Origin of the sequence: Ferrovibrio terrae (assembly GCF_007197755.1) — a bacterium.
GTDB classification, from domain to species: domain Bacteria; phylum Pseudomonadota; class Alphaproteobacteria; order Ferrovibrionales; family Ferrovibrionaceae; genus Ferrovibrio; species Ferrovibrio terrae.
The window spans coordinates 978,781-991,609 of sequence record NZ_CP041636.1; the positions used below are offsets into that span (position 1 = coordinate 978,781).

A 12,829-nucleotide genomic window follows, 5' to 3' on the forward strand; every position below is an offset into this window, starting at 1 on the left:
CGTAGAAGACAGGAGACTTGCCATGATGACGACCATCACCCGCGTGGCCCCGGTCACCGCCTACAAGCGCACCACCCGCGCCACCGAACGCTATATGGAAGAGCGGCTGTGGCAACGCGCCCTGCGACTGGGCGATGCGGAGCGCGCGGCGCAACAGCCCAAGAAGCGTCGCACCTTTGCTGAAGTGCTGCGCGCCATGCGCGGCAAACTCGGCCGCCACGTCGATATCTACGTCTGATTTCTACTTTGCCTGTGGGGCATAAGCCCGGAGGCGTGCCAGCTTGTCGGGATTGCGCACGATGAACACGTTGCGCAAGGACTCGCCCACAATATCCAGCACCAGCGCCAGATAGGGCGTCTCGCCGTCGAACAGGATCCAGCCCGGCTGGCCGTTGATGACCGCGAAGACGCGCCGCACATCCCTGGGCACCTTGCCGGCGATGCCGACAAAGAAGCGCGTGATCTTGTCGGCACCATGGATCACGTTGATCGCCGCAGCGGCCTTGCCGCCGCCATCGCTCCACAGCATTGCATCCTCGGCCAGCAGGCCTGCGAACAGCGCGGCATCGCCGGCCTTGGTGGCGGCAGCGAATTTCTTCGCCAGAGTGCGCGCCGCCGCCTCATCGGCTTCAAACCGCGGCCGCGCATCCTTCAGATGCTTCTGCGCCCGGCTGACCAGCTGGCGGCAGGCCGCTTCGGATTTCTTCAGGGCCAGAGCGATCTGCGGATAGTCGTAATCGAAAGCCTCACGCAGCAGATAGGCGGCGCGTTCGGCCGGTGTCAGGCGCTCCATCACCATCAGCATCGCCATCGACAGATCGTCGGCCATCTCATGCGCGTCTTCGGCATTGGGCAGCGGCGAGACTTCCAGTTCGACGAGAGGTTCCGGCAGCCAGGTGCCGGGGTAGTTTTCGCGCTCCAGCTTGGCAGCGCGCAGGCGGTCGATGCAGATGCGGGTGCAGGCGGTGACCAGCCAGGCCTCCGGGGTCTGGATCACGCTGCGATCGGTCTTGTGCCAGCGCAGATAGGTATCCTGCACGGCATCCTCGGCATCGCCCACGCTGCCCAGCATGCGGTAGGACAGGCCGAACAGGCGGCGGCGGTGCTTTTCGAAGACCTCTGTACCGGCGTCCACGTCTGATATCCCTGTTCTGCGATCCTGCAGCCCAGACGGCCAGGCCGGCCAGCCTGTGACACCATCCGGGAAAGCTTAACAATACCAGTATATTGTAAGATAACATCGGGCCCGGGAAGCCTGCCGGCCCGCGCCCGCCCTGCACCTGCCGGGGCGCAGGAATCAGACGGCGCTTGCGTGAGAGTCAGGAAACGGCCCAGAACCCAGATGATGAAACGCACACCTCTTGTCCTGTCCTCGCTCGTCGCCCTCGCCCTGATCAGTGGCGGCGCCTGGTGGCTGTGGTCGGCCCGCGCCGACACCAAGCCCAGCTTCCGCACCCAGACTGTGACGCTGGGCGATGTGGAAGACACGGTCTCCGCCGTCGGCGTGCTGCAGCCGCTGAACTATGTCGATGTCGGCACCCAGGTCTCGGGCCAGCTGCGCACGATCAATGTCGATTTCGGCCAGCGCGTGGAACAGGGCCAGCTCCTGGCGCAGATCGATCCCACCATCTACGAGGCGCGTGTTTCGGCTGACATCGCGAACCTGCAGGCGTTGCGCGCGCAGAAGACCGACAAGCAGGTGCAGCTCGGCCTGGCCGAACGGCAGTTCGAGCGGCAGAAAAACCTGCTGGCCGGCCGTGCCACCAGCCAGGATGCCTATGACAGCGCCGAAGCCGGCCGCCGTTCGCTGCAGGCGCAGATCGCCGTACTGGACGCGCAGATCCAGCAGGGCGAGTCGACGCTGAAATCCGACCAGGCGAGTCTGAGCTACACTAAGATCTATGCGCCGATGACCGGCACGGTGGTGGATATCACCGCGCGCCAGGGCCAGACGCTGAATGCCAACCAGTCCGCACCCATCGTGCTCCGCATCGCCGATCTCGACACTATGACGGTGAAGACCCAGGTCTCGGAAGCCGATGTGCCGAAGCTCAACCTGGGCATGACCGCCTATTTCACCACGCTGGGGCAGCCCGACAAACGCCGCGAAGGCAAACTGCGCCAGATTCTGCCGACGCCGGAAGTGGTGAACAACGTGGTGCTGTATTCGGCGCTGTTCGATGTCGCTAATCCCGACAAGGATTTGCTGACCCAGATGAGCGCGCAGGTCTTCTTCGTCATCTCGAAAGCCGAGAACCTGCCGGTGGTGCCGATGGCAGCACTGCGTCCCCTGCCGCAGGGTAAAAACCGTTATGCCTTGCGCGTGATCGAGAATGGCGAGCCGGTGCGCCGCGTGGTGGATGTCGCCGCCAGCAACCGCGTCAATGCCGCTGTCGCCACCGGTCTGAAGCCCGGCGACGAGGTGGTGATCGACATGGCCAATGCTCGACCCGCGCAGGGCGCTGCCGCGCGCCCGCCGCGTCTGTAACCGCCACTGAGGCACGAGCAGCATGAACGTGATGCTCCCAGGCACTGACAAGACGACATCGGTCGATCCGGCGCCGATCATCTCGCTACGCGATATACGCAAGACCTTCTACCGCGGCACGCTGGCGGTGGAAGTGCTGCATGGCATTTCGCTGGAGATCCAGGCCGGCGAATTCGTCGCCATCATGGGCGCGTCGGGTTCGGGCAAATCGACGCTGATGAACCTGATCGGGCTGCTGGATCGCCCGACCACCGGCAGCTACCGCTTCGACGGCAGCGAAGTGGCGGCGCTGGATGCCGATGGCCGGGCGCTGCTGCGCCGCGAGGCGTTTGGCTTCATCTTCCAGCAATACAACCTGCTGCCGACCGAGAGCGCTACCGCCAATGTGGAAATGCCGGCGGTCTATGCCGGTCTGCCGCATGGCGAACGGGTGAAAAGGGCTGAAGCCCTGCTGACCCAGCTCGGCCTGGCCGATCGGCTGGATCACAAGCCGACGCAGCTGTCCGGCGGCCAGCAGCAGCGCGTGTCGATTGCCCGCGCCCTGATGAATGGCGGCGCCGTGATCCTGGCCGACGAGCCGACCGGCGCACTGGACAGCAAGAGCGGCGAAGAGGTGATGCGGCTGCTGCACGACCTCAACGCGCAGGGCCACACGATCCTGCTGATCACGCACGACCATGACGTGGCGGCGCAGGCCAACCGCATCATCGAGCTCAAGGACGGCAACATCGTTTCCGACCGCCCGGTTGAGCATCATGGCGAACATGCGGAACCCATCCCTTCGCCGGCACAGCCGAAACGCCCCGAACGCAATCGCAAGACCGGCTTCGCGCCCTTCGACGTGCTGGAAGCCGGCCGCATGGCGCTGCAGGCGTTGCGCAGCAACCTGCTGCGTACCCTGCTGACCCTGCTGGGCATCATCATCGGCGTGGCCTCCGTCGTGGCGATGCTGGCGATCGGCGACGGTGCCAAGCAATCGGTGCTGGACCGCATCACCGCCATGGGCACCAATCTTCTGCTGGTGCGGCCTGGCGCGCCCAACATCCGCCAGTCCGGCGGCGTGACGGCGACGCTGACCGCTGCGGATGCCGACGCGATCTCGGCCGAGGTGGGCAACATTCTTGCCGCCGTGCCGGAGTATACCGGCAATGTCACGGTGCGCACCGGCGCGCGCGACTATGTCACGCAGGTGAATGCCACCACGGCGCCCTTCCCCGTGGCACGCGAATGGCCGGTGGCGGAGGGGATATTCTTTTCGGAAAGCGACGTGAAGTCGTATCTGCCGGTGGCGGTGATCGGCCAGACGGTGGTGAACAACCTGTTTGAAGGCGTCGATCCGATCGGGCGCTATGTCCTGCTGAACAACATCCCCTTCCAGGTGATCGGCGTGATGACGCCCAAGGGCGCGACGCCCTGGGGCGCCGACCAGGACGACATCATCTATGTGCCGCTCAGCACCGGCATGCTGCGACTTTTCGGCCAGCGCTATGTGCGCACCATCACAGTCCAGGTGCAGGACGTGACCCGGATCAATGACACGCAGGAAGAGATACGCCAGCTTCTGATCGCGCGCCATCGTGCCGAGGATTTCCAGATCCGCAACATGGCCTCGATCATCGAAACCGCCATGGAAACCCAGAACACCCTCACCATCCTGCTCGGTTCGATTGCCGCCATCTCGCTGCTGGTCGGCGGCATCGGCGTCATGAATATCATGCTGGTCAGCGTGACCGAGCGCACCCGCGAGATCGGCGTGCGCATGGCCACCGGTGCGCGCCGGCTGAACATCATGATGCAGTTCAACTCCGAAGCGCTGGCCATTTGCACTCTGGGCGGCCTGATCGGTGTCGCCCTCGGCCTCAGCGTCACCTGGCTGTTCAGCTATTTCGGCCGGCCGGTGATCTTCTCGGCGGAACCGGTGCTGCTCGCCTTCTTCTGCGCCTTCGCCACCGGCCTGCTGTTCGGCTATCTGCCGGCGCGCAAGGCCGCCGATCTCGACCCTGTCGTCGCCCTCGCTGCGGAATAATCCTATGACCTCCCCGATCCGTTTGACGGCTGCCGCCGTCCTGATGATGACCGTCAGCGCCTGCTCGATGGTGCCTGACTATTTCAAGCCGACGGTGGAAACACCGCAGGCCTGGGACAGCCGGCAGGATGCGCTGAATGTATGGCCCGACTCGAACTGGTGGACCGGCTTCGGCTCGGCCGAGCTGAACCGCCTGATCGCCGAGGCACAGGCCAACAACACTGACCTGCGTGTCGCCGTCGCCCGCATCCGCCAGTCGGAGGCGCAGGCCAAGATCGCCGGCGCCGACCTCTATCCCACGCTGGGCGCCGATGCCGGCGCCAGCCGCACGCGCCAGGGCCGCCAGTCGCTGAGCAGCAGCGGCACCACCACCACGACCGGCGGCAATCGCGGCGACATCATCCGCAACAGCTTCAGCGGCAATCTCACCGCCGGCTACCAGGTCGACCTGTTCGGCGGCAACGATGCCTCGGCCGATGCAGCGCTCACGCGCCTTGAATCCAGTCGCTACAATCGCGAGACCGTGGCGATCACGCTCTATTCCGATATCGCCAGCACCTATTTCCAGCTGCTGTCGCTGCGCGACCGCATTCGCCTCGCCAATGAAACGCTCGGCCTGGCGCAGGGCATTCTCGATCTGCTGGAGACCCAGCGCGCCAACGGCGCCATCACCGATTACGAAGTGGCCCAGCAACGCAGCAATGTCGCGACCCAGCGCGCCACACTCGCGGGCCTGGAGCAGAACGAGCGCACCACGCTGGATGCGCTGGCGCTCCTGCTTGGCCGTCCGCCGCAGGGCTTTGTCGTGCAGGGCAATACGCTGACCGCCATCGCGCTGCCGCCGGTCACCGCCGGTTTGCCGTCCGAGCTGCTGCTGCGCCGGCCCGATATCCGCAAGGCCGAAGCCGATCTGCGCGCCGCCAACTTCGATGTGGGCGCCGCGCGTGCCGCGCGTTTCCCCAGTCTGGACCTGACCGGCCGCATCGGCACGCAGGCCGGCAGCACCGGCATGCTGTTCGATCCCGGCACCATGATCTATTCGGTGGCCGCCTCGCTGACCGCGCCGATCTTCCAGGGCGGTCGCCTGGAAGGCGGCGAGCAGCTGTCGCGCGCCCAGAAGCTGGAACTGGAAGAAACCTATCGCGCCAGCATCCTCACCGCCTTCCGCGATACCGAAGACGCACTCGGAGCCACGGTGAATACCGGCCGGCAATACGGCTTTGCGTCTGAAGCCTTCAACCAGGCTAACGATGCCTACCGCATCGTAGAAGCGCGCTATCGCGCCGGCACGGTCGGCTTCCTCGATCTGCTGGATGCGCAGCGCTCGGTCTTCTCGGCCAACGACACGATGGTGCAGGCCGCCCTTGGCCGCTACAGCGCCAATGTCAGTCTCTATCGGGCGCTCGGCGGCGGCTGGGACGGCAGCACGCTGCAGTGAGTCTGCATATACTCCCTGTGGAGTAAGCCGGAATAAACACTGGATTATCGAGTCTCACTCCTCGACGCCAACCCGTTGAGGACCTCATGAGCTTTACCCGCAGAGACGCATTGCTGGCCGGTTCGGCCGCCATTGCTACCGCCGCCATCGGACTGAAGACCGAAGCACGCATCTCGTCCGGCCCTGATATCGCAGCCGGCGACCGCGTCCTGATCTGCAATGAGGATTCCAACACGCTGTCGGTGATCGATCCCGCCACCAACAAGGTGTCGGAGACGATCAACCTGACCAGTTTCGACGCCGATCCGCGTCCGCCTTTCCGTTTCGTCACCGGCGGCATTACGCCGACCCATGCCGCGATGGTGACCAAGCCGCTGTATCATGGCGCGATCAACATTCATGGCGCGGCGCCCTCACCCGACCAGAGCATGGCCGCCGTCACCGGCCGCGGCAGCAGCAACATCTACCTGATCGACATGATCACCCGCTCGGTGATCGGCAACCGCGCCAATCCGCTGGCGCGAGAGACCACCGTATCGCAGGCACTGACCAGCGGCGTGATGGTCGGCCGCGAGCCGCATGAACCGACCTGGAGCCGCAATGGCAGGGAAATCTGGGTGGCTTTACGCGGCGAAGACCGTATCGCCATCCTGGATACCGAACTGGCCAAGGCGGAATCGGCCGGCAAGAACGTGCGCGCGATCCGCAGCTACCTGCCGGCCATCCACGGTCCGGCGCAGGTGTGGTTCTCGCGCGACGGCGCACAGGCCTTCATCTGCTCGCAGAAGGTGTCGCAGATCGTGGTCTACGACACCAACGTCGGCGCCAATGGCTTCAGCCAGCCGAAATACCGCACGACGCTGAACATCTCCGGCCAGGACCCGTTCGGCTTCACGCCGTTCCAGAAGCTGACACCCGATGGCCGCGAGATGTGGTTCGCGCACAAGCTGGCCGATGGCGTTTCGGCCCGCAGCGTGGATGGTGAGCATGCCCTGCTCGATCATGTGTCGCTTGGCGCGCTGTCGCGGCCCAATCATGTCGAGTTCGTCGAGAACGCGAAGGGCCGCGTCGTCTATGTCAGCTTCGCCCGCGTCGACGACAATGCGGGCGGCACCGCCTCCAGCCGCATCGCCATCATCGATCGCAGCGCCGGCCCCGGCCAGCGCAAGGTGGTGGGGCAGTTCTTCAGCCAGGGCCGCGAGGCGCATGGAATGTGGACCAACCCGACGCATAACCTGCTGTATGTCTCGCATGAGCAGGACGAGCTGCCGGGCACGCCGAACGAAGGCCAGACGGTCTGCTCGGTCTTCGACGTCTCGGAGCCTCTCGCGCCAAAGTTCATCACGCAGATTCCGCTCGGCCATCTTGAACTGCCCTCAGGCAAGCTGCGCAACAAGAAGAGCATCAACCTGGTCTATTTCCGTCCGCACAGCCCGATGCATTCGGGCTAGGCGATGCCGAAGCAACCCGGATACCGGCTGGGCCTGATCGGCATCGGCGTCGTGGTGGCGCTGGCCGGGCTGCATATCCTGCTGCTTGAACACGATCCTGTCTCGCATGCAGGCCGGCACAGTGCCGGCCTGCAGCAGACGGCGGCTTTCGCGCAGGAAATGGATCGAGACATGGCGAAGATGATGCGCGACATGCATGCCTCAGGTTACACCGGGCGGCCTGACGCGGATTTCCTCGCCATGATGATCCCGCATCACCAGGGCGCCGTGGATATGGCGCGCGCCGTGCTGCGCCATGGCGAGGACCCGCTGACGCGTCAGCTGGCGGAAGACATCATCGCCGGACAGCAGGCCGAGATCGCCGCCATGACGGCGCGGCTGGCGATCCTGCAGCGCGGGCCGGACCCCGCGCCCGGCGGCTTTCCCGCTTTAAGCGGTACGCGCGGGCGCTAGGCGCTCGCTGCCTGCAGCAACCAGTCGGCCTGCTCGCCCCAGCGCTGCAGCGGCATGTCGCGGCGGAAAAAGCCGAAATGTCCGATGCGCCGCAGACCCCAGTCCGACGGCGCGACATGCAGGCGCTCGATCGCCGCATTGGGATAGAAGCCGGTCAATGCATCGACGCCCTTTTTGGGACCGAAATCATGGTCGTCGTCAAAGCTGATCAGCCGCAGCTTCGCCCGCACATCGTTGTTATGCGGCCGCAGCGGTGCGCCCTCGTCGTCGACCAGGTAGTGCGGCGAACAGCACCAGCGCCGCCAGTCGCGCGCCACCGGGCCCGGCAGGGTCTGGCCGCCGAGCCACCAGCCCGGCAACTGGTTGAACAGACCGACGACCAGCGGAAACGCGATATACCATGACAGCCAGAGCCGGACCTGATGCGGCCGCGACCAGTTGCGCCAGTAGCCATGCTGCGAGGCGATGGCCAGCACGGCATCGATCTTGCCCGCCTGCGGCATCAGGCCGAGCATCTGGCCGCCGAAGGAATGGCACACCATGGCGCGCCGCATGTCGGGGGTACGGGCGGCGAGGAAGTCTGCGGCAGCGGGAATGTCGCGGCGGCCCCAGTCGAGCTTGCGCGGCGCGGCAGCCGCCGGATCGGGCAGCGAACCGCCGATGCCGCGATAGTCGAAGGTCAGCACGGTGAAGCCGCGCTGGGCCAGGAAGCCGGCGAAGGTTTCGTAGTAGCGCCGCGCCACTCCGGTGGCCCCATTGATCTGGACGCTGATGCCGTTGGGCCGCTGCGGGTTGACCAGCGTGCCGGCCAGGCGCTGGCCATCGGCCGTGGGGATCGAGACAGAGGTGATGGTGATTTTCGACTGTGTCATGCAGGCGGGCTATCACCTGCGAGGGCGGGCCCTCAATAACCCCTGAGGTCAATGACTCGAGGGTGAATCGGAGCGTAACCGCAGCGGTCCGATTCGTTTCACGTCAACTAAATGTGAGCGAGAGTCAGGCCGCCTGCTGCCTGCGCCTTGCCGTTGCACAGAGCCAGTCGCCAATCTCGGCCCAGCGCTGCGCCGGCATGTCGCGGCGGAAGAAACCGAAATGACCGATGCGCGGCAGACCCCAGTCGGCCGGCACGACATGCTGCCGCTCGATCTGCGCATTCGGATAATAGCCCGCCAGCAGGTCGACGCCCCTGCGCGGGCCGAACTGGAGATCGTCGTCGATGCTGATCATGCGGATCGGCGCGCGCAGGCGATCATTATAGGGCCGCAGCGGCCGGCCACGGTCATCGCAGACATAATGTTTCGAGCGGCACCAGCGCGACCAGTCCTTCAGCACGCCACGCGGCAGGCGTTCGCCGCCAAACAGCGACGCCGGCAGGCGGAAACCCAGCGCCAGCGACAACGGCACCAGCCCGTACCAGACCAGCGCCAGCTTCCATTGATAGCTGGTCGACCAGTTGCGCCAGTGACCATGCTGCGAGGCGACGGTGACGATAGCCGCGAGCGATTCAGACTGCGGCACCAGCCCCAGCACCTGACCGCCGAAGGAATGGCCGAGCAGGGTCGGCGTCAGTGCGGGAAAGCGCTGCGCCAGACACTGCATGGCGGTCGCCATATCCTGCTGCGCCCAGTCGAGCATGCGCGGCAGTGGTGCACCCGGCGTGGGCGGCGAGCCGGCGATGCCGCGATAGTCGTAGGTCAGCACGGTGAAGCCGCTTGCCGCCTGAAACGCGGCAAAGGCGTTGTAGTAACCGCGCGGCACCCCGGTGGCGCCGTTGATCAGCAGCGAGAGGCCGTTCGACTGCTGCGGCGGATAGAGCGTGGCGGCAATCTGCTGGCCGTCGGCACAGGTGAGCGTGATCTGTTCAGTCGGGATAGATGAGTCGGTCATGCCGCGACTTTAGAAAACGGCAGGCAGCATCGACAAACGCAAAGCGGCCGGGCTTCAGGTGAACTGATTTCACCTTACCTTGCGTTTTACAGGCTTTTTTGCCGGCGGCTTTTGCGGGCTGCTTTTACCGATCGCTTTCGCGGCTGCTTCTTTCGCCAGCCACCTGGGCAGCTGCGGCTGCATCGACATGTCCGCGCGCTGCATCAGCTCCAGTAGCCAGTCGCGCAAGGCCTGGATCGCCGGCTTGCCGGCATCGGTCTTGCGACAAGCCAGCCAGTAGCCATGCTGCAGCGGCATCAGCGGCCCGAACGGCATCACCAGCCGGCCGGTGGCCAGCCTGGGACCGATCAGGGGCGCGATGCCGAGCGCGATGCCGAGCCCGCTTTCGGCGGCATCGATCGCCTGGCTCACGCTGTCGAAATAGACTTCATGCTTCGGCTCGAACGACGGCAGGCCGGCGGCCTGCAGCCATTCACCCCAGCTTTGCGGAAACTGGCTGAAGTGAATGAGGGTCACGTCGCGCAGATCGGACGGCTTGCGCAGGCGTTTGAGCAGGGCCGGCGTGCAGACCGGCGCGACGCTGAGATCCGTCAGCTTCGTGACGTGCAGCCCCGGCCAGTTGCCGGCACCGTAGCGCACGGCGGCATCCACCGCATCGCGGGCAAAATCGGCGTTGCGGATGCTCGACTCGACATAGACGCGCAGGCCCGGCCGGCGGTTCAGCAGCTCTTCCAGATTGGGGATGATCCAGCTGGCGGCGAAATGCGGCACCGACGACAGCCGCAATTCTTCCGATTGCTGCGCACGACCGACGCGCAGGCTGACCTGCGCCACCTGGTCAAACGCCCGGCGCACGGTGCTGTAGTAATCCTCGCCGGCTTCGGTCAGGCGGATTTCGCGGTTGAGCCGGCGGAACAGCGACAGGCCGAGATACTGTTCGAGCTGCTTGACGCGATGGCTGATCGCGGATGGCGTGAGATTCAGCTCGGCTGCCGCCGCCTTGAAGCTGAGCGAGCGCGCAGCGGCATCGAAAGCTTCCAGGGCGAGCAGTGGCGGCAGACGCTTGGTCATGCCGCCAGATTAGGAGGATTCAGCCGGTTGGGAAGATGTGACGTGGCGGAAGGCGACGACTTTACAAGTAATCAGAGCGACTTCGGGTCGATCTTCTCGCGGTAGCAGGCCGCCGTCAGCGTATTCTGCAGCAGGCAGGCAATCGTCATCGGCCCGACGCCGCCCGGCACCGGCGTGATCACGTCAGCCACGGCTGCGGCAGACTCGTAATGCACATCGCCGATCAGCTTTGTTTTCCCGCTGTCTGCCGCCACGCGGTTGATGCCGACATCGATCACGGCGGCGCCCGGCTTGATCCAGTCGCCGCGCACCAGTTCGGGCTTGCCGACAGCGGCGATCACGATATCGGCCTGCCGGCACACGGCGGCCAGATCCCTGGTGCGCGAATGCGCGATGGTCACGGTGGCATTGGCGGCCAGCAGCAGGGCGGCGACCGGACGGCCGACCAGGATCGAGCGGCCGATCACCACGGCATTGGCGCCGGCAATCTGCACACCGGATTTTTCCAGCAGGATCATGCAGCCGAGCGGCGTGCAGGGCGTCAGCGCCTCGATGCCCTGGTTGAGCCTGCCGGCATTGGCCGGATGCAGGCCATCGACGTCTTTCGCCGGATCGATCGCCTCGATGATCGCCTGCGTGTCGATCTGCTGAGGGAGAGGCATCTGCACCAGGATGCCATCCACCGCCGGATCGGCATTCAGCGTCGCGACCACGGCGAGCAATTCTGCCTGGCTCGTCGTGCCCGGCAGCTTGATCTCGTTCGAGACCATGCCGGCCTCGCGCGTCTGGATGCCCTTGTTGCGCACATAGACTTCGCTGGCCGGATCTTCGCCGACCAGCACCACGGTCAGTCCGGGCAGCCGTCTGGCGCGCGCCTCGAAGGCCTTCACTTTCACGGCGATTTCGGCGCGCAAATCCGCCGCCACTGCCTTGCCATCGATCCGGGTTGCCGTCATGTCGTCACTCCTTCAACAGGGAAGAGAGGGCGGCATCCAGCAGCGCGGGGTCACCCTCGATCAGAATCTGTTTATGCCGGTCAGTCGCTCCGGCCACCAGCCGCAGACTCGATACCGGCAGCTTCAGCCGTTTGGCCAGCAGGCGCAGCAGCGCGTCGTTGGCCTTGCCGTTCTCGGGCACTGCAGTGACCTTCACTGCCAGCTCCATGCCGCCGTCTGCGGTGGGTTTCAGTCCTTCGATCCCGTCGCGGCCGGCTTTCGGCGTCAGCCGCACCGCGAGGCGCAGGCCATCCGCGACAGCGCGCCAAGGAACGGCAGTCAGGCCGCGTATTCCCAGAGCAGGTTGCGCAGGAAGATCAGCAGCAGGATCAGCACCACCGGCGACAGGTCGATGCCGCCGAAATTGGGCAGCACGCGACGGATCGGCCGCAGCGCCGGTTCGGTGATGCGATAGAGGAAATCGCCGACCGCGTAGACGAAGCGGTTGCGCGTGTTGATCACGTTGAACGCCACCAGCCAGCTGATGATCGCCGAGGCGATCAGCAGCCACATATAGAGGTTCAGCACCATATCGATCAGGATGATCAGCGACTGCACTCCACCCTCCGGGATGTGGGCCGGCCCAGAACCAAGCGGAACTGGGGCCGGCCGGAACGGGGCCTGTCCGACGGTGGCCGAACCCTGAAAACGGGCCCGGAAACGGACGTCGAGAGTGATACTGGGCGGGCCGGCGAAACGCAACCCGAGCCCGGCACAAGCACCCCCTGAACCGCCGCAAAACCATGGAAATGCCGCAAAATCCGGCCGGGGCGCGACTTCGGCCGGGTCCGGGCAGGCAGACCCAGGCCGACTGGGGATTTCCCCCGGTATTTCAAAGCTCAAGGCGGTGGACAAAGCCGGGCCCGTTTGCTACTTGCTAGCCGCCCGGCCGGGACCTTTGCGACGTCCCACTTCCACTCTGGCCGGCACACCGGCTTGGGGCCGTAGCTCAGATGGGAGAGCGCCTCGTTCGCAATGAGGAGGTCAGGGGTTCGATTCCCCTCGGCTCCACCAATTTTC

13 protein-coding genes and 1 tRNA gene are annotated in these 12,829 nt (G+C 65.4%); 7 read left to right on the forward strand and 7 right to left on the reverse strand.

Annotated elements, in window-relative coordinates; all coding sequences use genetic code 11:
* Positions 1 to 22 precede the first annotated feature (22 nt).
* Entirely contained in the window at positions 23 to 238 is a 216-nt protein-coding gene (locus tag FNB15_RS04695; protein WP_144067597.1) for a hypothetical protein, read from the forward strand.
* A 3-nt stretch (positions 239 to 241) separates the two neighbouring features.
* Here FNB15_RS04695 and FNB15_RS04700 read toward each other — a convergent pair whose 3' ends face one another.
* Positions 242 to 1,135 (reverse strand): RNA polymerase sigma-70 factor, encoded by an 894-nt coding sequence (locus FNB15_RS04700; protein WP_185973713.1) that lies wholly within the window; start codon positions 1,133 to 1,135, stop codon positions 242 to 244.
* 207 nt (positions 1,136 to 1,342) lie between these two features.
* On the opposite strand from FNB15_RS04700, the gene FNB15_RS04705 reads away from it, so the two are divergent.
* From FNB15_RS04705 to FNB15_RS04725, 5 genes are all read left to right on the forward strand, one after another.
* Entirely contained in the window at positions 1,343 to 2,488 is a 1,146-nt protein-coding gene (locus tag FNB15_RS04705; RefSeq protein ID WP_246068790.1) for an efflux RND transporter periplasmic adaptor subunit, read from the forward strand.
* A gap of 31 nt (positions 2,489 to 2,519) precedes the next feature.
* On the forward strand, positions 2,520 to 4,514 hold the full coding sequence (locus FNB15_RS04710; RefSeq protein ID WP_185973819.1) for a MacB family efflux pump subunit: 1,995 nt from the start codon (positions 2,520 to 2,522) through the stop codon (positions 4,512 to 4,514).
* Positions 4,515 to 4,518: 4 nt separating this feature from the next.
* Positions 4,519 to 5,952: an efflux transporter outer membrane subunit gene (locus FNB15_RS04715; protein ID WP_144067601.1), complete on the forward strand. Its 1,434-nt coding sequence runs from the start codon at positions 4,519 to 4,521 to the stop codon at positions 5,950 to 5,952.
* Positions 5,953 to 6,038: 86 nt separating this feature from the next.
* On the forward strand, positions 6,039 to 7,403 hold the full coding sequence (locus FNB15_RS04720) for a YncE family protein (RefSeq protein WP_144067602.1): 1,365 nt from the start codon (positions 6,039 to 6,041) through the stop codon (positions 7,401 to 7,403).
* Between the two features lie 3 nt (positions 7,404 to 7,406).
* A complete protein-coding gene (locus FNB15_RS04725; protein ID WP_144067603.1) occupies positions 7,407 to 7,856 on the forward strand; it encodes a DUF305 domain-containing protein in 450 nt (149 codons plus the stop codon).
* On the opposite strand, the gene FNB15_RS04730 is transcribed toward FNB15_RS04725, so the two are convergent.
* The 6 genes from FNB15_RS04730 to FNB15_RS21315 form a co-directional block, all read right to left on the reverse strand.
* Positions 7,853 to 8,728: an alpha/beta hydrolase family protein gene (locus tag FNB15_RS04730; RefSeq protein ID WP_144067604.1), complete on the reverse strand. Its 876-nt coding sequence runs from the start codon at positions 8,726 to 8,728 to the stop codon at positions 7,853 to 7,855. The genes FNB15_RS04725 and FNB15_RS04730 overlap by 4 nt on opposite strands.
* 124 nt (positions 8,729 to 8,852) lie before the next feature.
* A complete protein-coding gene (locus FNB15_RS04735; protein ID WP_144067605.1) occupies positions 8,853 to 9,743 on the reverse strand; it encodes an alpha/beta hydrolase family protein in 891 nt (296 codons plus the stop codon).
* A gap of 69 nt (positions 9,744 to 9,812) precedes the next feature.
* Positions 9,813 to 10,814: a transcriptional regulator GcvA gene (gene gcvA, locus FNB15_RS04740; RefSeq protein ID WP_144067606.1), complete on the reverse strand. Its 1,002-nt coding sequence runs from the start codon at positions 10,812 to 10,814 to the stop codon at positions 9,813 to 9,815.
* Positions 10,815 to 10,885: 71 nt separating this feature from the next.
* Positions 10,886 to 11,770 carry a bifunctional methylenetetrahydrofolate dehydrogenase/methenyltetrahydrofolate cyclohydrolase FolD gene (gene folD, locus FNB15_RS04745; protein ID WP_144067607.1) on the reverse strand — a complete coding sequence of 295 codons (885 nt, stop codon included), beginning with the start codon at positions 11,768 to 11,770 and terminating at the stop codon, positions 10,886 to 10,888.
* Positions 11,771 to 11,774: 4 nt separating this feature from the next.
* A complete protein-coding gene (locus tag FNB15_RS21310) occupies positions 11,775 to 12,044 on the reverse strand; it encodes a DUF167 family protein (RefSeq protein WP_425460299.1) in 270 nt (89 codons plus the stop codon).
* A 44-nt stretch (positions 12,045 to 12,088) separates the two neighbouring features.
* Positions 12,089 to 12,367 carry a YggT family protein gene (locus tag FNB15_RS21315; RefSeq protein WP_246068791.1) on the reverse strand — a complete coding sequence of 93 codons (279 nt, stop codon included), beginning with the start codon at positions 12,365 to 12,367 and terminating at the stop codon, positions 12,089 to 12,091.
* A gap of 380 nt (positions 12,368 to 12,747) precedes the next feature.
* Between FNB15_RS21315 and FNB15_RS04755 the strand changes: the two genes are divergently transcribed.
* Positions 12,748 to 12,823: transfer RNA gene (locus FNB15_RS04755), tRNA-Ala, on the forward strand.
* Positions 12,824 to 12,829: the final 6 nt, after the last annotated feature.